Below are 18,776 nucleotides of genomic sequence, written 5' to 3' on the forward strand. Positions count from 1 at the left end.
GCTCAAAACGACAACGGCTCCCGGCCCCATACCGGGACGGGGAGCCGCTGTTGGAGCCGCCCGCGTTCCGGGGCGGCGCCGGGCTGAATCAGCCCTTATGCTCGTCGATGTAGCTGATCGCGTCCTTGACGGTCGAGATCTTCTCGGCGGCGTCGTCGGGAATCTCCACGCCGAATTCCTCCTCGAACGCCATCACCAGCTCGACGATGTCGAGGCTGTCCGCGCCCAGATCGTCGATGAAGCTCGCATCCTCGGTCACCTTGTCGGCTTCGACGCCCAGATGCTCGACGACGATCTTCTTCACGCGGTCGGCGGTCTCGCTCATACCCTGTTCCTTCTGATGGAATTTGAATTTCCTGAACGCACGTAGAACGGCGATTGTGCCTGCGCAAGTGGCGGAGGAGTCAGGACAGCATCGCCATGCCACCGTTGACGTGCAGCGTCTGGCCGGTGACGTAGCCGGCTTCGCGAGAGGCCAGATAGACGACGGCCGCCCCGATATCCTCGCCAGATCCCAGGTCGCCCGCCGGAATGCGCGTCAGCAGCGCCGCCTTCTGCGCCTCGGGCAGCACGTCCGTCATCGCCGACCGGATGAAGCCGGGGGCCACGCAATTGACGGTGATACCGCGGCTGGCGAGTTCCTGCGCCAGCGCCTTCGACATGCCGACCAGCCCAGCCTTTGACGCGGCATAGTTGACCTGCCCCGGATTGCCCGTCGCGCCGACGACGGAAGTGATCGAGACGATGCGGCCGAAACGCGCCTTCATCATCGGCTTGGCGGCGGCACGGGCGAGGCGGAAGGCGGCCTCCAGGTTGACGCGGATCACCTGATCCCATTCATCGTCCTTCATCCGCATCGCCAGGTTGTCGCGGGTAACGCCGGCGTTGTTGACGAGGATGTCTATCTTGCCCAGCGCCTCGACCGCGCGGGGCACAAGGGCGTCGACGGCGGCGCCGTCCGACAGGTCGCACGGCAGCGCGACGTGATCGCCGCCCAGCCCGGCGCGAAACGCCTCCAGCTTGTCGGCATTGGACCCCGAAACCGCCAGCCGCGCGCCCTGCGCCGCCAGCGCCCTGGCGATGGCGGACCCGATCCCCCCCGAAGCGCCAGTCACCAGCGCGGTCATGCCTGTCAGGTCGAACATACTCAATTTGTCCTTATTTTATTTCGCGCAGAGGCGCAGAGGACGCAGAGGGAACGTAGTTGTTGACCAACCTACGCACGCCTTCCTTGAGCGTCTCGCCTCCGAAATTAACAAGCAGCCCGACGGGCTGCTTCATCAGCCGAAGATAGGTCAGAACCTGCTTCGCGTGGACCTTCGACAGCCGCTCCACCGACTTGATCTCGACGACCAAGCGATCAGCGACAAGAATATCCACGCGAAACGCAGCCTCGAACCTGGTCCCTTCGAAATCGATAGCCACAGGATGCTGGCGACGCACGCCATATCCGGCAGCTTCCAGCCGTGACGCCAGGACCATCTCATACACGCTCTCGAGCAGCCCCGGTCCGAGATCTCGATGGATGCGAATGGAAAGGTCGATGACGTCGTGGGTGATCCGATTGATATCCTCCATCGAATCACCTCCGCGTTCTCTGCGCCTCTGCGCGCAGATCAAAGAAGCTTAACCAGCGCCTCGATGTCGTCCATCGTCACCACGCTCGCCGTGGTCGCATCGGGGGCCGAGCGTTTGACCATGGCCCCGAGCACCTTGCCGCCCAGTTCGACGAAATCATGGACGCCAGCATCGACCATCGCGATCACCGATTCGCGCCAGCGGACCATGCCGGTCACCTGTTCGACCAGCAGCGCCTTGATCACGGCGGGATCGGCGACCGGCGCGGCCGTCACATTGGCGTAGAGGGGCACCAGCGGCGCCTGAAGCGCGACGTCGGCGAGCGCGGCCTGCATCGCGTCGGCGGCGGGCTGCATCAGCGGGCAGTGAAACGGTGCGGATACGGGCAGCAGCACCGCGCGCTTCGCCCCCATCTCCTTCGCCAGCGGCACCGCGCGCTCGACGGCGGCCTTCGCGCCGGAAATCACGACCTGCGACGGATCATTGTCGTTGGCGACCGCGCACACCTCGCCTTGCGCCGCCGCATCGGCGATCGCCTGCGCCTTGTCGCGATCCGCGCCGAGCAGCGCGGCCATCGCGCCCTCGCCCACCGGCACCGCCGCCTGCATCGCCTGCCCGCGCAGCTTCAGCAACCGCGCCGTCGTCGCCAGGTCGAGCGCGCCGGCGGCGCACAGCGCGGTATATTCGCCCAGCGAATGGCCCGCGACGAAATCGGCCTTCTCCGACAGGCGGACGCCGCCTTCCTTTTCCAGCACGCGCAGGACGGCGATCGCGTTGGCCATGATTGCGGGCTGGGCGTTTTCCGTCAGCATCAGGTCGCCTTCCGGACCCTCCGCCATCAATCTCGACAGTTTCTGGCCCAGCGCATCGTCGACTTCCTGAAACACCTCGCGCGCGTGATGGCTCGCGACGGCGAGAGCGGTGCCCATGCCGACCGACTGGCTGCCCTGCCCGGGAAAGATGAAAGCCCGCATCGTCAAAAACCTCCCGCCTGTTGTCGTTGCGACTAGAAGAATCCGCCGGGTCACGCCAATGATTGATTTCGTGGCGGTTTCAGCTATAGGCGCCCGCTTCCCGGCACTTGTTCGCCGGGACGATACGACAGCCGGAGGGGCATGGCACGGGGCCATGTCAGCGATCGGCCAACAGTGAGAAGAACGGAAATGGCTCTCTACGAGCACACGTTCCTTGCGCGCCAGGATCTGGCACAGGCGCAGGTGGACGCACTGGCGGAAGCCGCCACCAAGATCGTCGAAGGCATGGGCGGCAAGGTCGTGAAGACCGAGACCTGGGGTCTGCGCAGCCTGGCCTATCGCATCGCCAAGAATCGCAAGGCGCACTACGTCATGCTCGAGATCGACGCGCCGGGTGCCGTCGTCGCCGAGCTGGAGCGCCAGACCCAGATCAACGAGGACGTGATCCGCTACATGACCGTCAAGGTCGACGAGCTGGAGCAGGGCCCGACCGTGATGATGCGCAAGCAGGAGCGCGACCGCGAGCGCCGCTCCGAGCGTGGCGGCGACCGCCCAGACCGTGGCGGCGATCGCCCTGACCGCGGCCCGCGCCGTGACGCCCAAGAGGAGGCCGCATAATGGCTCGTGCATTCTTCCGCCGCCGCAAGTCGTGCCCGTTCAGCGCCAAGGAAGCGCCGCGGATCGATTATAAGGACGTCCGCCTGCTCCAGGGCTTCGTGTCGGAACGTGGCAAGATCGTCCCGTCGCGCATCACCAGCGTGTCGGCCAAGAAGCAGCGCGAACTCGCCCAGGCGATCAAGCGCGCGCGTCACCTGGGCCTGCTGCCCTACATCGTGAAGTAAGGAGTAGCAGCAATGGACGTCATTCTGCTTGAGCGCGTCGAGAAGCTCGGCGCCATCGGCGACGTGGTGAAGGTGAAGGACGGGTTCGCCCGCAACTTCCTGCTTCCCAACAAGAAGGCCATGCGCGCCAACGAAGCCAACCGTAAGGTGTTCGAGGCGAACCGCGCGCGGATCGAATCGGACAACGCCAACCGTCGCGGCGAGGCCGAGAAGGAAGCTGGCTCGTTCAAGGACGCGTCGGCCACCCTGATCCGCCAGGCGTCGAACACCGGCCAGCTCTACGGCTCGGTCGCGGTGCGCGACATCGTCGACGAACTGGTTTCGGCCGGTCACAAGGTCAACAAGAGCCAGGTCGTGCTCGACCGTCCGATCAAGGCGATCGGCCTGTACGAGGTGAAGGTCGCCCTGCACCCGGAAGTGTCGGTGACGGTCAAGGTCAACGTCGCCCGCTCGCCCGAAGAGGCCGAGATGCAGGCGTCGGGTGTCGATGTGATGGCGGCGATGTTCGAAAAGGACGAAGCCGGCTTCACCGAGGATTACGATCCCAACGCCGAACCGGGCGCTACCGCCGAGGTTGAGGCCGAGGCCGCCGAGGGCGAAGCCCAGCAGGGCTGATCCCGGCGACCCGTTCGCAAACAGGCAAGGGGGCCGTCCGCAACGATGCGGGCGGCCCCTTTTCCGTGTCCGGCGGCGTTGGCTTTTGTTTTTGCCGGATCGCCGCGCTATCCCCGGCCGCATGACCGACCGACCCAGCGTACAGCTTCTCGACACCGGCGATTTCGCACCCTTCTTCAAGGCCCCCGTGCTCGATGGCCGCCCCGACTGGGCGTTCGGCTCGGCCGCCGGAGCGCCGACCGTGGTGTTCCTGCTCGGCTCGGCGGGCCATCCGGCGATGCAGCAGGCGCTCACCGTGCTGCTCGGCCGCAGCGACCTGTACGACGACGTGCGGGCGCGCCTGTTCACGATCACGTGCGATCATGGCGATGTGGCGCAGCGGCGGATCGCCCAGCGGCTGCCGGGCATTCGTCACTTCCTCGATTTTGATCGCGAGGTGAGCCGCCTGTATGGCGCCTGCGACGCCACCGGTGACGGCTATCGTCCGCATATTCTGCTGCTCGATCGCACGCTCCAGGTGGTCCGCCGCTTCACGCTCGCCCAGGCGGGCGAGGTCGCACCGGCCATCGAACGCGGAGACGCCAATGCGCCGCAGGACTGGGCCCCGGTGCTGACGGTGCCGCACCTGCTGGGCGACGATTTCTGCCGCGCGCTGATCGACGTCTACGACCGCGACGGCGGCGCCGAATCGGGGTTCATGCGCGAAGTGGACGGCAAGACGACGCTGGTCGCCGACACCAGCTTCAAGCGGCGGCGCGACGCCAATATCGAGAACCCCGCCCTGCGCAGCGCACTCGCGGCCCGAATCAACAAGGTGCTGGTGCCCGCGATCAGGCGGACGTTCCAGTTTCACCCGACACGCATCGAACGCTATATCGTGGCGGCCTATGACGCCGACGGCGGCGGATATTTCCATGCCCACCGCGACAACACCACCAAGGGCACGGCGCATCGCCGCTTTGCCGTCACGATCAACCTCAACGACGATTACGAGGGCGGCGACCTGTGTTTTCCCGAGTTCGGTGACCGCATCTACCGCGCGCCAAAGGGAGGAGCCGTCGTATTTTCCTGTTCGCTGCTCCACGAAGCGACGCCGATGCGTCGAGGGCGGCGCTATGCCACCCTGCCCTTCCTGTACGACGACGCCGCGGCCGCGATACGCGAGGAGAACAGCCGCTTCCTCGATACCGGTGTCGACCGATATGTCGATGGCCGCACCGTAGAGGGAATTGTGCCCTGACGGTTCAGGGAACCGCGATGCAGGCGCTGACGACGGCGGCGAGCGGCACGAGGGCCAGGATGACGGGGATGATCTGCTTCATGGCGTCTACGACCTGAAATCACTTGGGTTTGCACCGAAAACGCCGGCCCCGCCCCAAAGGTTGCGCGGAGATGAACGATCTCCGTCGCCGCGCTGTCGCACAGGCGCCGCGCCTGCGCCGCTGACAAGTTCCGACAGCCGCGAATTCAGCCGCGCGGCCCCAGCAGGATCAACGCCGCCCCTGCCAGGCAGATCGCCGCCCCCGCCACGTCCCAGCGGTCAGGCCGCAGGCCCTCGACAGCCCACAGCCACCCGAGCGAGCAGGCGATATAGATGCCGCCATAGGCCGCATAGGCCCGCCCCGCTGCCGCCGCATCGACCTGGGTCAGCAGCCACGCAAAAGCCACGAGCGACAGCACGCCCGGCACCAGCCACCACGCCGATCGGCCGAGCCGCAGCCACGCCCAGAAGGCGAAACAGCCCGCGATCTCTGCGATCGCCGCGAGCAGATAGATCGCCACTGTCGGAAACACCCCCGTCATCTCCGCCCGAATAATTTCTCGATGTCGCCGTGCGCCAGCTTCACCCAGGTCGGGCGGCCGTGGTTGCACTGGCCGGAATGCGGCGTCACCTCCATCTCGCGCAGCAGGGCATTCATCTCGGCGACCGACAGGATGCGGCCGGCGCGGACCGAGCCGTGGCACGCCATCGTCGCGGCGACATGATCGAGCCGCTCCTTCAGGCTCAGCGCCTCGTCGAACGCGGCAAGCTCGTCGGCGAGATCGGCGACGAGGCCGCGCGCATCGCCCGCACCCAGCAGCGCCGGAGTGGCGCGAACCAGCATCGCGCGCGGACCGAAACGTTCAAGGTCGAGCCCGAATTCGGCGAGTTCGGCACCGCGCGCCTCCAGCCGGTCGCACGCCGGCTCGTCAAGTTCGACGACCTCGGGCAGCAGCAGCGCCTGTGACGCCACGCCGCCATCGGCGATCGCACGGCGCATCCTCTCCAGCACAAGGCGTTCGTGGGCGGCGTGCTGATCGACGATGACGAGGCCGTCCCCCGCCTCCGCGACGATATAGGTCCTGGCGACCTGCCCGCGCGCAACCCCGAGAGGATAGTCGCGGGTTTCGGGCGCCGCGGCATGAGCGGGCTCGGCGCGCGCCATCGGCGGCGGTGCGAAAAAGGCGGGGCGGCGGTCGTGCAGAAAACCGTTCGCCTGCTGCACGAGATCCTGGCTGTCACCGGGATGAAGATCGGGCGCAGGCTCGACCTGCCAGTTCCCCAGCGCGCCGGCATCCGGCCGTTGCACCACACGGTGCCCCGCCGCGTCCAGGGCGCGCCGCAGGCCGCTGACGATCATGCCCCGCACCAGCGCGGGATCGCGGAAGCGGACCTCGGTCTTGGCGGGATGGACGTTCACATCGACGGCGTCGGGCGGCACGTCGAGGAACAACGCCACCACCGGATGCCGGTCACGCGCCAGCATCTCGGCATAGGCACCGCGGATCGCGCCGATCAGCAGCCGGTCCTTCACCGGCCGCCCATTGACGAACAGATACTGGTGATCGGCGACACCGCGATTGAACGTCGGCAACCCGGCGACCCCGCCGAGCCGCAGCCCGTCGCGCTCGAGGTCCACGGCGACACTGTTATCGGCAAGATCGCGGTCGGTCAGCGCGGCGACGCGCGCCGGCCGGTCGTCATCCGCCTGCACGCCCAGCACACGGCGTCCGTCATGCTCGACCGAGAAGGCGATTTCCGGCCGCGCCATTGCCAGGCGCTTCACCACGTCCAGGCAGGCGGCATATTCGGCACGCGGAGAGCGCAGGAACTTGCGTCGGGCCGGCACGCGGGCGAATAACTGCTCGACGCGCACGCGCGTGCCGGGGGGCAGCGCCGCCGGCCCCTCCGCCTCGACCACGCCGTTGTCCACCACCCGCATCCAGCCATCGCCGCCCGCCACCCGGCTTTCCAGCGTCAACCGCGCGACGCTCGCGATCGACGGCAGGGCCTCGCCACGAAAGCCCAGCGTGGCGACCGATTCGATGCTTTCGTCGGGTAGCTTGGATGTCGCGTGACGTTCCAGCGCGAGCGCCATGTCGGCGGGCGCCATGCCGCATCCGTCGTCGTTCACCTCGATCAGGTCGGTGCCGCCCGCAGCCAGCCTGACGGCGATCCGCCGCGCGCCGGCGTCGATCGCGTTCTCGACCAGTTCTTTCAGCGCGGAAGCGGGGCGTTCCACCACTTCGCCGGCGGCGATCCGGTTGACGAGATGGCTGGGCAGGCGTCGTATTGACATGGACGTTGCTCTAGCCCAAGCGGCGCCATCCCGCGACCCGTATCCGCCGCCTGAAATGGAGCCGGAACACCGGCTCGGAGCGGTGCAGACGTTCGAGATAATGTGCGATCCGCCACGGCCGGGCAGGCCCGTGGCCAGGGAACGGAATAAGGTTGATGCTCTTCTCGCGATTTTTCAAATTCATGTCCCAGGACATGGCGATCGATCTGGGGACGGCCAACACCGTCGTCTATGTCCGCGGCCGCGGCGTCGTGCTCAACGAACCTTCGGTCGTCGCGATCGAGACGATCAACGGCATCAAGCGCGTGCGCGCCGTCGGCGACGACGCCAAACTGATGATGGGCAAGACCCCCGGCACAATCGAGGCGATCCGCCCGCTGCGCGACGGCGTGATCGCCGACATCGACGTGGCGGAGGAGATGATAAAGCACTTCATCACCAAGGTGCACGGCGGGCGCAAGGCGCTGATGCGCTGGCCCCAGATCGTCATCTGCGTGCCGTCGGGATCGACCAGCGTCGAACGCCGCGCGATCCGCGACGCCGCATCGAACGCCGGCGCGTCCCAAGTCTTCCTGATCGAGGAGCCGATGGCCGCCGCGATCGGCGCCGACATGCCGGTGACAGAGCCGGTCGGCAGCATGGTGGTGGACATCGGCGGCGGCACCACCGAGGTGGCGGTGCTGTCGCTGCGCGGCCTTGCCTATTCGACCAGCGTGCGCGTCGGCGGCGACAAGATGGACGAGGCGATCGTCAGCTACGTCCGCCGCAACCACAACCTGTTGATCGGCGAAGCCACCGCAGAGCGGATCAAGCAGGAAGTCGGCATCGCCAAGCCGCCGGCCGACGGCATCGGCATGACGCTGCACATCAAGGGCCGCGACCTGGTGAACGGCGTGCCCAAGGAAATCCAGATCAACCAGGGCCAGATCGCCGAGGCGCTGAGCGAACCGGTAGGGACGATCGTCGAGGGCGTGCGCATCGCGCTGGAGAACACCGCGCCGGAACTGGCCGCCGACATCGTCGACCAGGGCATCGTGCTGACCGGCGGCGGCGCGCTGCTGCAGGGCATCGACGAGGTGCTGCGCGACGAGACCGGCCTGCCGGTGACGGTCGCCGAGGATCCGCTGACCTGCGTCGCGCTTGGCACCGGCCGCGCGCTGGAGGACGAAGCGTTCCGCGGCGTCCTGATCCAGGTGTGATCCTCTAGGCTAGAGAGGGCGCGGACATGGCGCCGCCCATCGCCCGACGCACCGGCTTTTCCAGGCGGGCACAATTCGGGGTCTTCATCGGCTATGTCGCGGCGGCCACCGGTGTGGCGGTCGGCGCGATCCTTGTGCTGCTGTCGACGTTCAACCCCCCCGCCTTCGCGGCGGTCCGCGCGAGCGTGGCCGAACTGACGACGCCGGTATCGAGCGCGCTGCATTGGGTGCGGCGTTCGACCGCCTCACTGGGCAGCATCGGCGATCATGTCGGCGGCGCCAACCGCATCCGCGCGCTGGAGAAGCAGCGGGCGGACGACGCTGCCGTCGTGCTCCGGGCACGCACGATGGTGCAGGAAAACCACCGGCTACGCCGCCTGCTGACGATCCGCGATGCCGACGGCCCGCCGATCATCGCCGCCCGGCTGGTCAGCTCGACCGCTGCCAGCACCCGACGCTTCGCCACGCTCAACGCCGGCCGCATGCAGGGCGTGCGGCCCGGCCAGCCGGTACGTGGACCGGAGGGGCTGATCGGCCGCGTGATCGAAACTGGGCTCAACACCGCGCGCGTATTGCTGGTGACCGATGCGGAAAGCGTGGTGCCGGTGCGTCGGACACGCGACGGCCTGCCGGCGATGGCGACCGGGCGCGGGGACGCGATGATCGACATCCGCTCGGCGGGGGCGCTCAACGCGCCGTTCGTCGCGGGCGACCTGTTCGTCACCTCGGGCGCCGGCGGCATCTATCCGCCCGGCATTCCGGTTGCCAACGTCACCGCCAATGCCAGGGACGCGGCGCTGGCACGCCCCCGCGCCGATCCCGATTCGCTCGATTTCGCATTCGTCTACCCCGCCTTCCTGCCCGCGCCGCCGCGAGCGACGCCGCCGGAGACGGAGAGATGAGGGCGAAACGGCCGTCGAGGTTCGGCGAGCCCGCCAGCCCGCGCCGCCGCACCGCGATCGCCGCGGCAACGGTAATGGCGGGGTCGTTGCTGACGGCAATACCCATCGTCGCGCCGGTGCCACTGCTGCCGCCGTTCGGCCTGCTGATGCTGCTGGCGTGGCGGTTGCGCTCGCCCGATGCGCTGCCGGTCTGGGCCGGCGTACCGCTCGGCCTGTTCGACGATCTGCTGAGCGGGCAACCGCTGGGCAGCGCGATGTCGCTGTGGACGCTCGCGCTGATCGCGATCGACATGCTCGACAGCCAGCTGGTGTGGCGCAATTTCTGGCAGGACTGGATGATCGCAGCGGCGGGCGTCGCCGCGTTCCTGATCGGATCACGGCTTGCCGGAACGCCGCTGGGGGCGCATGTCGATACCGTGCTGCTCCTCCAGATCGCCGTTTCAGCCGCGCTCTATCCGCTGGCGGCGCTGTTGTGCGCGCGGGCCGAGCCGCCGGGAGCCGAGGCACGGTGAGGATCGCCAATCCCTTCGCCATCGCCAACGAAGCGAAGCAGACCTTCACCTTCACACGCCGCGCGGCGATCGTCTCAACGCTCCAGATCGGCGTCGGCGTGTTGCTCGCCGGGCGGCTCACCTGGCTCGCGGTCGCGGAGAACGACCGCTATTCGCTGCTCAGCGAAAGCAACCGCGTCAACACCACATTGGTACCGCCACGGCGCGGGTGGCTCGTCGATCGTTCGGGTGTGCCGATCGCCGACAACCGAACCGATTTCCGCGTCGATATCATCCCCGACCGGGTCGAGGCGCCGGACCGGGTTATCGCTACGCTCGCCAACGTCCTGAACCTGACGCCTGACGAACAGGCGCGGATCGCCGCCGAGCTCAAGCGGTCGGCGGGTTTCCAGCCGGTACAGGTGGCCGAGAACCTCGACTGGGACCGGTTCGCCGCCGTCGGCCTGCGCCTGCCGGAGCTGCCCGGGATCGCGCCGACGCGCGGCTTTTCGCGCAACTATCCCGCCGGGGCGGCGGTCGCGCACCTGACCGGCTATGTTGGCATGGCCAATGCCGAGCAGTACCGCGAGACGCGCGATCCGCTGCTCGTCACGCCCGGCTTCAAACTGGGCAAGGACGGGCTGGAGAAGGTGCTGGAAAGCCGATTGCGCGGCAAGCCCGGCGCCAAGCGGATCGAGGTCACCGCGCGGGGCAAGCTGGTACGCGAACTGGCGACACGGCCCGACGTGCCGGGTGAGACGGTACGGCTGACGGTCGATGCCGGGCTTCAGGAATATGCCGCGCGACGGCTCGGCCCCGGATCGGGATCGGCGGTGGTGCTCGACTGCCTGACCGGGGGCATCCTGGCGATGGCGTCGATGCCCGCCTATGACCCCAACAGCTTTTCCGACGGCATCAGCAACAACGAATATACGATGCTGCGCGAGGACGAACGCATCCCGTTGATGAACAAGTCGCTACAGGGTCTGTACCCCCCCGGATCGACCTTCAAGCCGGCGACCGCGCTGGCGATCCTGGAATCCGGCATCGATCCGCGCCGCGTCGTCTATTGCAACGGCGGATACCAGCTCGGCAACCGCCGCTTCGGCTGTCTCGGGCGGCACGGCCCGATGACGATGCACACCGCGATCGCGCGTAGCTGCAACACCTATTTCTATTCGATGGGGCGCGAGGTCGGCATCGCCGCGATCGCCAGATCGGCCCGCGCGCTGGGGATGGGCCAGGAATATGACCTGCCGCTGCCCTCGCAGCGCTACGGCACGGTGCCCGACGCCGAATGGAAGCTGCGCCGGCACAAGCAGGCGTGGGGCCAGGCCGATACGCTCAACACCTCGATCGGCCAGGGCTTCCTGCTCGGCAGCCCGTTGCAGCTGGCGGTGCTGGCGGCGCGGGTCGCTTCCGGCCGCGCGGTCGTGCCCCACCTGCTGCTCGGCGCCGAGACCCCGGCGGCGGCGCTGCCGATGAGCCCGGAGCATCTCGCGATCGTCCGATCCGGCATGGACGAGGTGGTCAACGGCCACGGCACCGCCGGGCGCAGCCGCCTGCCCTTCCCCGACATCAGGATGGGCGGCAAGACCGGGACGGCGCAGGTCCGCCGCCTGTCGGGCATGGCGCGCGGCGGCGCCAACGTGCCGTGGAAATATCGCGACCACGGCCTGTTCATCTGCTTCGCGCCGGTCGCCAATCCACGCTTCGCAGCCGCCGTCGTGATCGAGCACGGCATGTCCGGATCGGGCGCCGCCGCCCCCGTCGCCAGCGACATCATGACCTATATCTTCGACAAGGAACGGGCGCTGGCCAAGCTCGCCGCGCTGGAAAAGGACTGGGGCGGCGATATCCGCACCCGCATGACGGCGCAGGCGACAGCCTTTGCCGCATCGCGCAACGCTCCGCCCGCCCCGCCACCGGCAGACGCGGCGGCCGCATCGGGCGCGGTCGCCAACGCGGCCGCCGACACCACGGCCAATTCCACCGAGACCGAAGCCGACGCCGGGGAGGTTCCGCCGACATGATGAAGGCCCCGGTATCCGGCCTGATCCCGGCGCCGCTCGCGCAGCTGCCGTGGCGCGTCCTGTTCCTGGTGATCGCCATCGGCGTCAGCGGATGGGTGGTGCTGTTTTCCGCCGCGGGCGGCAGCCTGACGCCGTGGGCGCTGCGCCAGGCGACGCTGTTCTGCGCGTTCCTGGGGCTGGCGATCGTCCTGTCCCGGGTGACGCCGCGAACGTTGTCCCGCATCGCGCTGCCCGGCTACGTCATCGTGCTGGTGCTGCTGATCCTGGTCGAGACGCTGGGCGCGGTGCGCGGCGGTAGTCAGCGCTGGCTCGATCTCGGCTTCATCCGCCTGCAACCATCAGAATTCATGAAGCCGATGATCATTCTGGCGATGGCGAAGTTCTACGACGGGCTGCCGCAGGTCGAGGTGCGGCGGTTCGGCCCGCTGGTGCCGGCCGGCATCCTCGTCGGCGTGCCGTTCCTGCTCGTCTATCTCCAGCCCGATCTAGGAACAGGGCTGATGATCCTGGGCGGCGGGGTGACGGTGATGTTCCTCGCGGGCACGCCGCTGCGCATCTTCATCGGCGCGGCGATGGCGCTCGGCATCGCCGGGCCGCTGGCCTACAATCTCCTGCTCCACGAATATCAGCGCAACCGCATCGCCATCTTCCTCAATCCCGAAGCCGACCCGCTCGGCACAGGCTATCACATCAGCCAGTCGAAGATCGCGATCGGATCGGGCGGGCTAACCGGAAAGGGTTTCCTCCAGGGCAGCCAGATCCACCTGGACTATCTGCCCGAGGGGCACACGGATTTCGCCTTCGCGACGATGGTGGAGGAATGGGGGCTGATCGGCGGGCTGGCGGTGATCGTCGCCTTCATGCTGCTGATCCGCTGGGGCATCAACGTGGGGCTGCGGGCGAACACAAGGTTCGAACGGCTGACGGCCGGCGGCCTCGCGACCGCGATCTTCTTCTACTTCGCGATCAACCTGATGATGGTGATGGGCCTGGCGCCGGTCGTCGGCATCCCCCTGCCCTTCATCAGCTATGGCAGTTCGGCGCAGATGACGGTGATGATCTGCATCGGCATGCTGATGTCGATCGACCGCCAGACCCGGCACGCGCCGGGCGGCGGGTGGTAGGTCGGTGACAAGGCGGCGAGTCGCTGATCCTGTAAAGGTCCCGAAGGGGCTCCACCTCCTCAGGAGTGCAAGCCTCCGACAGACGCGGCCCGGCCCAGTTCAATCCGGGATAATCCCGGCAACCACCGCCAGGGCCAATCTCTATGTCTCTACCTATCGACGGCGATCAGCCGTTGTCGCGCCCGGGCGGCACGCTCAGGCCCTTTTCGCGCAACCACTTGGGGTCATAGAGCGTCGATAGGTAGCGGAATCCGGTGTCGCACAGGATGGTCGCGATGCGCTTGCCCGGGCCAAGCTCGCGCGCCAGCCGCACCGCGCCGGCGACGTTGATCCCCGACGACAGGCCCAGGCACAGCCCCTCCTCGGCGAGCAGACGGCGAACCCATTCGAGCCCTTCCTCGTCGGAAATGCGATATTGGGTGTCGATCGGCGCGCCTTCCAGATTGGCGGTGATCCGCCCCTGCCCGATGCCTTCGGCCACCGACGATCCTTCGGCGCGCAATTCGCCGTGGGCGTAATAATCATAGAGCGCGGCGCCGTGCGGATCGGCGAGCGCGATCGTCACGCCCTCGTCATGCGCCTTCAGTCCCAGCCCGACCCCGGCCAGCGTCCCGCCGGTGCCTACGGCGCAGACGAAACCGTCGATCCGTTCCTCCATCTGGCGCCAGATCTCTTCGGCGGTGCCGACGATGTGCGCGCGGCGATTGGCGATATTGTCGAACTGGTTGGCCCAGATCGCGTTCGCCGTCTCCTCGGCGATGCGGCGCGAGGTGTGGATGAAATGGCCGGGGTTCGAATAGGGCGCGGCGGGCACGAGGACGAGCTCGGCTCCCAGCGCGCGCAGCGTATCCATCTTTTCTCGGCTCTGCGTCTCCGGCATCACGATGATCGTGCGATAGCCCTTGGCGTTGGCGACCAGCGCCAGCCCGATGCCGGTGTTGCCCGCCGTCCCCTCGACGATGCAACCACCCGGCGCGATCAGTCCCTTGTCCTCGGCATCCTCGACGATGAACAGCGCGGCGCGATCCTTCACGCTCGCACCGGGATTGGCGAACTCGCACTTGCCGTAAATGTCGCAGCCGGTTGCCTCGCTCGGCCCCTTCAGCCGCACCAGCGGGGTGTTGCCGATCAGGGCGAGCGTATCAGGGATCGCGTGCATGGCGCCCAAGATGGCGCGCGCGGCCACGCGGGGCAATGCTAAGAAGCGCTTGGTGACGCGCAAATCCTCCTTCGCGCCGGTGATCGACGCCGGCACCCGCCTGCTGGTGTGCGGCAGCCTGCCCGGCGACGCATCACTCGCGGCAGGACGCTACTATGCGCATCCGCAGAATCAGTTCTGGCGGCTGATGGCGCCCGTCGCGGGGATCGATCTGCCGGTGCTGGATTATGACGCGCGGCTGGCGGCGCTGCTCGGGGCTGGCGTCGGGCTGTGGGACGTGGTGGCGAGCGCCCGCCGCGACGGAAGCAGCGATGCGGCGATCCGCGAGATCGCCGGCAACGACCTGATCGGGCTGGCCGAGTCGCTGCCGCAGCTTCGCGCGATCGCCTTCAACGGCGGCACCGCCCTGGCACACGGCCGGCGATTGCTGGGACCGGTCATTGACCGCTGGCGTATCATCGCGCTGCCCTCGTCGAGCCCGCTCCACACGATCGGACTGGCGGCGAAGCAACCGGCGTGGCTGGCGTTGCGCGACCAGCTGGTTTGACGCGGCAGGCGGGCAGGGTCATGCATTGGCGATGAAACTCGCCTTCGCCCTCCCCGCGCTCGCTCTGCTCGGCGCCGCGCCGCTTCCGACCGCCGACCTGGTGCTGCGCGGCGTGACTGTGATCGACGTCGCGCAGGGCCGCGCGCTGCCAGGGCAGGCGGTGGTGGTAAAGGGCGACCGGATCGTCGCCGTTGGCGTGGACGCCGCCACCGCGCGCGGCTTCCGCTCGGCGCGAAGCGTCGATGCGCGCGGCCGATATGTGATGCCGGGCCTGTGGGACATGCACGTCCATTTCGGCGGCGGGCCGGCGCTGATCGAGGAGAACAAGGCGCTGATGCCGCTCTACATCGCGCACGGCATCACGTCCGTCCGTGACTGCGCGGGGGATCTGGCGATGGAGGTGCTGGGCTGGCGCGACGATATCGCAGCCGGGCGGCTTTTCGGACCGACGCTCTACACCTCCGGCCCCAAGATCGAGGGGCTGAAGCCGATCTGGAAAGGCACGATCGAGACGGGCACCCGCGCCGACATTGATGCCGCGCTCGACAGGCTCCAGGGCCTGCGCGCCGATTTCGTCAAGATCACCGACAGCACGCTGACGCCCGAGTTGTTCCTCTATGCCGTCCGCGCGGCCAAGGCGCGGGGGTTGCGGACGTCGGGCCACATCCCGATGGCGCTGACAGTCGGGCAGGCGGTCGACGCCGGGATCGGATCGATCGAGCACCTCGACTATGCCTTCAAGCCCGGTGTGCCCGACGAGGCGGCGATCGCTGCCGATTTCGCCGCCGGCCGGATCGACCGCGAGGCGGCCAACGCGCGGCTGGATGCCGGCTTCGCGCCCGCCACCGCGCGTGCGGCATATGCCAGGCTGGCCCGCACCGGCGTCGTCGTGTCGCCTACGCTCAACATCAGCCGGATCATCGCCAACCTGGACCGCGAGGATCACAGTCGCGACCCGTACCTAGCCTATATCGGCCCGGGCCTGCGCAAGACCTATGACTGGCGGGTCGAACGCGCGGCAAAGGCGACGCCGGCGCAGGTCGCCGCCCGCCATGCCCATTACGACAGGATGGTGACGATCCTGCCGATGCTGGCAAAGGCCGGCGTGCCGATCATGGCCGGCACCGACGCGGGTTTCCTCAATTCCTACGACTATCCGGGCATCGGCCTGCACGACGAACTGGCGCTGTACGTCCGCCATGGGCTGACCCCGGCGCAGGCGCTGCGATCGACGACGATCACCGGACCCGCGTGGCTGGGCAAGGGCGCGCGCTATGGCGCGGTGGTGCGCGGCAAGGCGGCCGACCTGCTGCTGCTCGATCGCAATCCCCTGGCCGACATCGCCGCGACACGCGGCATCCACGCCGTCGTACTGCGCGGCGGCCTGTACGATCGCGCCGCGCTCGACCGCATGCTCGCCGGTGTGAAAGCAAGGGTTGCCGCCTTTCCCACCCCTGAATCCTGATCCGATGGAGTCGGTTTCGTCGTGAAATGCACCATCGGTGGTGCGGAGGATATTGACGTACGATGCTGCATGAGCGAAGCCGCAGCCGCTATGACGAACCGCATCCTTCCCGCCGTCGCGGCCATTGCGCTGCTTTCCGTTGCCGCCTGCAACAACGAGCCAGAGGTGATCGACAGCCGCGCGCCCGATCCCATGGCCGAACAGCTGAAGAACGCGGCGCCGGTGGAGCTGCCGCCTTCGGTGGAGAAGGCCGTGACCTTCCGCTGCCAGCCGGGCAACGAACTGGTCTATGTCGACTTCTTCCAGGGCCGCAAGCTGGCCAACCTGAAGACCACGCCGACGGGCACGCCGATCCGCCTGACCGCACCGGAGTCCGGCCAGCCACTGACCGGCGAGGGCCACACCGTCGAAGGCACGCCGACGTCGGTCAAGTACACCGCGCCGGGCGGCAAGGTCCTGACCTGCAAGGCGTAAGCGCCCGCAGCCCGAAAAATTCACATGGGGCCGGCGGAGCGATCCGCCGGCCCCATTTTCTTGCCCGCGCCACCGCGCGTCCGCCTTGCCTTTGTCCGATCGCCGGGCGCACACTCGCCTTCGCATGAGCCGCCCCGCCGCTCCCGTCGAGACGATCGACCCCGATCTGCTGCTGCGCGCCTATGCGATGGGCGTGTTCCCGATGGCCGATGCTCGCGACGCGCCCGGCATCTACTGGGTCGAACCGAAACAGCGCGCGATCCTGCCGCTCGACGGCTTCCACCTGTCGCGCTCGCTGCGCCGGACGCTGCTGCGCGACCGGTTCCGCGTCACCGCCGATCACGGCTTCGAGCGGATCATCGCCCTGTGCGCACAGGCCGCGCCCGACCGACCCGACACCTGGATCAACGGCGCGATCGAAAAGGCCTTCGTCACGCTCCACAACCGCGGCTTCGCCCATTCGGTGGAGGTGTGGGACGGCGATGCGCTGGTCGGCGGGCTCTACGGCCTGGCGCTGGGCCGCGCCTTCTTCGGCGAAAGCATGGTGAGCCGCGCAACCGACGCGTCGAAGGTCGCGCTCGCCCACCTCGTCGCGCGACTCAGTTTCGGCGGGTTCGCCCTGCTCGACTGCCAGTTCCAGACGGCCCACCTCGCCTCACTGGGGGCGGTGGAGGTGCCGCGCGGCGATTACAGCGCGTTGCTGGGCGCCGCGCTCGGGCCCTCGGCGGGCGGGCTGCTCTCGGGTTCGGCGGTGGTGGAAGGATCGTTCGACGCCCTAGATCGCGCGGGCGCGGCAGAGCCTGCCGATGCCGACACCGTGTCCGGCCCAGTCGCGGGGAAGCGCATCGTACAGCTTTTGGGCCAGACGTCGTAGAGGCCGCTCTGGACGACGTTGAGTGCCGGCCGTTCCTTGAACACCCAGCCCGAGAAGGCACGGCGCCAGCGCTGGTCGGTGCCGCGCACGTCGAGTTGCAGGAAGGCGCCGGTCAACTGATCCTGCTCCCACGGTGCGGTCTTCTCGCAGGCGCGCAGGCGGATGATGGCGTCACCGACACGATACGCCTGGCCGGGCTTCATCACCAGTTCGCGGGACTGGCCGTTGCGCTTGTTCAGGAAGCCGACGACGGCGACGCGCTCGCCCATCGGCGTGGCGCCGGCGCCGGACGCAGCGCCGACATCCTCCACCACGGGAGCGGCCGGCGTCGGCGCGGGTGTGGGGCGGGCGGCGGGTGTCGCCGCCTTCGTCCGGGACGGGGCGGTGGCGCCGAGCCGGGTCGCGCCATACCAGCCGCCGGCCACGATCGAGCCGGCCAGCGCCGCGGCGGCCAGCCAGCCCGCGCGCGTCATTCGGCGCCCGAAATCATGATTCGGGCGTCCACGCCTCGTAATCGCCGGTCGCGGCGGCGCGACGACCGCCCTTTTCCAGCGCGCCCGCCGGACGATAGGCGAGCGGCGTTCCGGTCATGTTGGGAACCGCAGGCTGCTGCCAGCTGCGCGCCGGCGGCATCGCCCGATCGGGCACGTCGTCGATCTGGTGGTGCAGCCAGCCGAACCATTCGGGCGACACGCGGCTGGCGTCGTTCGATCCGTTGTAGATCACCCAGCGGCGCGGATTGCCGGCGGTGTCCTTGCCGCCCTGGTAATAGACATTACCCAGATCGTCCTCGCCCACCCGCGCCTTGCCGGCGAGACCGAACCAGGTGCCGATGGTCGCGCCGTTCCACCAGGTGAAGGGATTGAGGTTGATGCCCATGCAGGGGCGAATAGCGGGCCACCCGGTGGAGGGCAAGCGATCCTCCGGCCCCGCCGCGCC

General features: G+C 68.3%; 21 protein-coding genes and 1 pseudogene. 13 read left to right on the forward strand and 9 right to left on the reverse strand.

Annotated elements, in window-relative coordinates; genetic code table 11:
* Positions 1–88: 88 nt before the first annotated feature.
* From VYI76_RS09980 to fabD, 4 genes are all read right to left on the reverse strand, one after another.
* On the reverse strand, positions 89–325 hold the full coding sequence (locus tag VYI76_RS09980) for an acyl carrier protein (RefSeq protein WP_326524601.1): 237 nt from the start codon (positions 323–325) through the stop codon (positions 89–91).
* A 79-nt stretch (positions 326–404) separates the two neighbouring features.
* On the reverse strand, positions 405–1,145 hold the full coding sequence (fabG, locus tag VYI76_RS09985) for a 3-oxoacyl-[acyl-carrier-protein] reductase (RefSeq protein ID WP_326524602.1): 741 nt from the start codon (positions 1,143–1,145) through the stop codon (positions 405–407).
* A gap of 13 nt (positions 1,146–1,158) precedes the next feature.
* Positions 1,159–1,578 carry a GxxExxY protein gene (locus tag VYI76_RS09990; protein WP_326524603.1) on the reverse strand — a complete coding sequence of 140 codons (420 nt, stop codon included), beginning with the start codon at positions 1,576–1,578 and terminating at the stop codon, positions 1,159–1,161.
* Positions 1,579–1,616: 38 nt separating this feature from the next.
* Positions 1,617–2,552 carry an ACP S-malonyltransferase gene (gene fabD / locus VYI76_RS09995; RefSeq protein WP_326524604.1) on the reverse strand — a complete coding sequence of 312 codons (936 nt, stop codon included), beginning with the start codon at positions 2,550–2,552 and terminating at the stop codon, positions 1,617–1,619.
* A gap of 189 nt (positions 2,553–2,741) precedes the next feature.
* Here fabD and rpsF point away from each other — a divergent pair, with 189 nt between their 5' ends.
* The 4 genes from rpsF to VYI76_RS10015 all read left to right on the forward strand — a co-directional run bounded on the left by rpsF (position 2,742) and on the right by VYI76_RS10015 (position 5,249).
* Positions 2,742–3,170: a 30S ribosomal protein S6 gene (gene rpsF / locus VYI76_RS10000; RefSeq protein ID WP_326524605.1), complete on the forward strand. Its 429-nt coding sequence runs from the start codon at positions 2,742–2,744 to the stop codon at positions 3,168–3,170.
* Positions 3,170–3,394, forward strand: coding sequence for a 30S ribosomal protein S18 (gene rpsR, locus VYI76_RS10005; protein WP_326524606.1), 225 nt, complete (start codon positions 3,170–3,172; stop codon positions 3,392–3,394). The genes rpsF and rpsR overlap by 1 nt, the downstream gene beginning before the upstream one ends.
* Before the next feature lie 12 nt (positions 3,395–3,406).
* Positions 3,407–4,009 carry a 50S ribosomal protein L9 gene (rplI, locus tag VYI76_RS10010; protein ID WP_326524607.1) on the forward strand — a complete coding sequence of 201 codons (603 nt, stop codon included), beginning with the start codon at positions 3,407–3,409 and terminating at the stop codon, positions 4,007–4,009.
* Between the two features lie 121 nt (positions 4,010–4,130).
* Complete coding sequence (locus VYI76_RS10015) at positions 4,131–5,249, forward strand: 2OG-Fe(II) oxygenase (protein WP_326524608.1); 1,119 nt, start codon at positions 4,131–4,133, stop codon at positions 5,247–5,249.
* A gap of 227 nt (positions 5,250–5,476) precedes the next feature.
* Here the strand turns inward: VYI76_RS10015 and VYI76_RS10020 are convergent, their stop codons facing one another.
* Both VYI76_RS10020 and mutL read right to left on the reverse strand, forming a co-directional pair.
* Positions 5,477–5,812 carry a YnfA family protein gene (locus tag VYI76_RS10020; protein ID WP_326524609.1) on the reverse strand — a complete coding sequence of 112 codons (336 nt, stop codon included), beginning with the start codon at positions 5,810–5,812 and terminating at the stop codon, positions 5,477–5,479.
* The gene (gene mutL, locus VYI76_RS10025; protein WP_326524610.1) at positions 5,809–7,569 is read right to left on the reverse strand and encodes a DNA mismatch repair endonuclease MutL; all 1,761 of its coding nucleotides are present in this window, start codon (positions 7,567–7,569) and stop codon (positions 5,809–5,811) included. Before mutL ends, VYI76_RS10020 begins: the two co-directional genes overlap by 4 nt.
* 155 nt (positions 7,570–7,724) lie before the next feature.
* Here mutL and VYI76_RS10030 point away from each other — a divergent pair, with 155 nt between their 5' ends.
* The 5 genes from VYI76_RS10030 to rodA are packed head-to-tail and all read left to right on the forward strand — an operon-like array spanning position 7,725 to position 13,318.
* Positions 7,725–8,768 (forward strand): rod shape-determining protein, encoded by a 1,044-nt coding sequence (locus VYI76_RS10030; RefSeq protein ID WP_326524611.1) that lies wholly within the window; start codon positions 7,725–7,727, stop codon positions 8,766–8,768.
* A gap of 26 nt (positions 8,769–8,794) precedes the next feature.
* Complete coding sequence (gene mreC / locus VYI76_RS10035; protein WP_326524612.1) at positions 8,795–9,670, forward strand: rod shape-determining protein MreC; 876 nt, start codon at positions 8,795–8,797, stop codon at positions 9,668–9,670.
* On the forward strand, positions 9,667–10,182 hold the full coding sequence (gene mreD / locus VYI76_RS10040; protein ID WP_326524613.1) for a rod shape-determining protein MreD: 516 nt from the start codon (positions 9,667–9,669) through the stop codon (positions 10,180–10,182). Before mreC ends, mreD begins: the two co-directional genes overlap by 4 nt.
* 2 nt (positions 10,183–10,184) lie before the next feature.
* Positions 10,185–12,194 (forward strand): penicillin-binding protein 2, encoded by a 2,010-nt coding sequence (mrdA, locus tag VYI76_RS10045; protein WP_443018943.1) that lies wholly within the window; start codon positions 10,185–10,187, stop codon positions 12,192–12,194.
* The gene (gene rodA / locus VYI76_RS10050) at positions 12,194–13,318 is read left to right on the forward strand and encodes a rod shape-determining protein RodA (RefSeq protein WP_326525087.1); all 1,125 of its coding nucleotides are present in this window, start codon (positions 12,194–12,196) and stop codon (positions 13,316–13,318) included. The genes mrdA and rodA overlap by 1 nt, the downstream gene beginning before the upstream one ends.
* Positions 13,319–13,484: 166 nt before the next feature.
* On the opposite strand, the gene VYI76_RS10055 is transcribed toward rodA, so the two are convergent.
* Positions 13,485–14,477, reverse strand: a complete 993-nt coding sequence (locus tag VYI76_RS10055; protein WP_326524615.1) for a cysteine synthase A — start codon at positions 14,475–14,477, stop codon at positions 13,485–13,487.
* On the opposite strand from VYI76_RS10055, the gene VYI76_RS10060 reads away from it, so the two are divergent.
* From VYI76_RS10060 to aat, 4 genes are all read left to right on the forward strand, one after another.
* Positions 14,476–15,024 carry a DNA-deoxyinosine glycosylase gene (locus VYI76_RS10060; protein WP_326524616.1) on the forward strand — a complete coding sequence of 183 codons (549 nt, stop codon included), beginning with the start codon at positions 14,476–14,478 and terminating at the stop codon, positions 15,022–15,024. The two genes, VYI76_RS10055 and VYI76_RS10060, sit on opposite strands and share 2 nt — an antisense overlap.
* 31 nt (positions 15,025–15,055) lie before the next feature.
* Positions 15,056–16,489, forward strand: coding sequence for an amidohydrolase family protein (locus VYI76_RS10065; RefSeq protein ID WP_326524617.1), 1,434 nt, complete (start codon positions 15,056–15,058; stop codon positions 16,487–16,489).
* Between the two features lie 69 nt (positions 16,490–16,558).
* Positions 16,559–16,963 (forward strand): hypothetical protein, encoded by a 405-nt coding sequence (locus VYI76_RS10070; protein WP_326524618.1) that lies wholly within the window; start codon positions 16,559–16,561, stop codon positions 16,961–16,963.
* A 124-nt stretch (positions 16,964–17,087) separates the two neighbouring features.
* The gene (aat, locus tag VYI76_RS10075) at positions 17,088–17,837 is read left to right on the forward strand and encodes a leucyl/phenylalanyl-tRNA--protein transferase (protein ID WP_326524619.1); all 750 of its coding nucleotides are present in this window, start codon (positions 17,088–17,090) and stop codon (positions 17,835–17,837) included.
* Positions 17,838–17,872: 35 nt separating this feature from the next.
* On the opposite strand, the pseudogene VYI76_RS10080 reads toward aat, so the two are convergent.
* Positions 17,873–18,310 (reverse strand): annotated as a pseudogene (locus tag VYI76_RS10080) (DUF2155 domain-containing protein); the annotation flags it as partial.
* A 13-nt stretch (positions 18,311–18,323) separates the two neighbouring features.
* Positions 18,324–18,716 carry an NADH:ubiquinone oxidoreductase subunit NDUFA12 gene (locus VYI76_RS10085; protein WP_326524620.1) on the reverse strand — a complete coding sequence of 131 codons (393 nt, stop codon included), beginning with the start codon at positions 18,714–18,716 and terminating at the stop codon, positions 18,324–18,326.
* Between the last annotated feature and the right edge of the window lie 60 nt (positions 18,717–18,776).

This window comes from Sphingomonas sp. (assembly GCF_035910975.1).
GTDB lineage: Bacteria > Pseudomonadota > Alphaproteobacteria > Sphingomonadales > Sphingomonadaceae > Sphingomonas.

Excerpts from the sequence above, each read along its gene's own strand:
- VYI76_RS09980 (WP_326524601.1), bottom strand. The coding sequence starts at position 325 with ATGAGCGAGACCGCCGACCGCGTGAAGAAGATCGTCGTCGAGCATCTG.
- fabG (WP_326524602.1), bottom strand. The coding sequence starts at position 1,145 with ATGTTCGACCTGACAGGCATGACCGCGCTGGTGACTGGCGCTTCGGGG.
- VYI76_RS09990 (WP_326524603.1), bottom strand. The coding sequence starts at position 1,578 with ATGGAGGATATCAATCGGATCACCCACGACGTCATCGACCTTTCCATT.
- fabD (WP_326524604.1), bottom strand. The coding sequence starts at position 2,552 with ATGCGGGCTTTCATCTTTCCCGGGCAGGGCAGCCAGTCGGTCGGCATG.
- rpsF (WP_326524605.1), top strand. The coding sequence starts at position 2,742 with ATGGCTCTCTACGAGCACACGTTCCTTGCGCGCCAGGATCTGGCACAG.
- rpsR (WP_326524606.1), top strand. The coding sequence starts at position 3,170 with ATGGCTCGTGCATTCTTCCGCCGCCGCAAGTCGTGCCCGTTCAGCGCC.
- rplI (WP_326524607.1), top strand. The coding sequence starts at position 3,407 with ATGGACGTCATTCTGCTTGAGCGCGTCGAGAAGCTCGGCGCCATCGGC.
- VYI76_RS10015 (WP_326524608.1), top strand. The coding sequence starts at position 4,131 with ATGACCGACCGACCCAGCGTACAGCTTCTCGACACCGGCGATTTCGCA.
- VYI76_RS10020 (WP_326524609.1), bottom strand. The coding sequence starts at position 5,812 with ATGACGGGGGTGTTTCCGACAGTGGCGATCTATCTGCTCGCGGCGATC.
- mutL (WP_326524610.1), bottom strand. The coding sequence starts at position 7,569 with ATGTCAATACGACGCCTGCCCAGCCATCTCGTCAACCGGATCGCCGCC.
- VYI76_RS10030 (WP_326524611.1), top strand. The coding sequence starts at position 7,725 with ATGCTCTTCTCGCGATTTTTCAAATTCATGTCCCAGGACATGGCGATC.
- mreC (WP_326524612.1), top strand. The coding sequence starts at position 8,795 with ATGGCGCCGCCCATCGCCCGACGCACCGGCTTTTCCAGGCGGGCACAA.
- mreD (WP_326524613.1), top strand. The coding sequence starts at position 9,667 with ATGAGGGCGAAACGGCCGTCGAGGTTCGGCGAGCCCGCCAGCCCGCGC.
- rodA (WP_326525087.1), top strand. The coding sequence starts at position 12,194 with ATGAAGGCCCCGGTATCCGGCCTGATCCCGGCGCCGCTCGCGCAGCTG.
- VYI76_RS10060 (WP_326524616.1), top strand. The coding sequence starts at position 14,476 with ATGGCGCCCAAGATGGCGCGCGCGGCCACGCGGGGCAATGCTAAGAAG.
- VYI76_RS10055 (WP_326524615.1), bottom strand. The coding sequence starts at position 14,477 with ATGCACGCGATCCCTGATACGCTCGCCCTGATCGGCAACACCCCGCTG.
- VYI76_RS10065 (WP_326524617.1), top strand. The coding sequence starts at position 15,056 with ATGAAACTCGCCTTCGCCCTCCCCGCGCTCGCTCTGCTCGGCGCCGCG.
- VYI76_RS10070 (WP_326524618.1), top strand. The coding sequence starts at position 16,559 with ATGAGCGAAGCCGCAGCCGCTATGACGAACCGCATCCTTCCCGCCGTC.
- aat (WP_326524619.1), top strand. The coding sequence starts at position 17,088 with ATGAGCCGCCCCGCCGCTCCCGTCGAGACGATCGACCCCGATCTGCTG.
- VYI76_RS10085 (WP_326524620.1), bottom strand. The coding sequence starts at position 18,716 with ATGGGCATCAACCTCAATCCCTTCACCTGGTGGAACGGCGCGACCATC.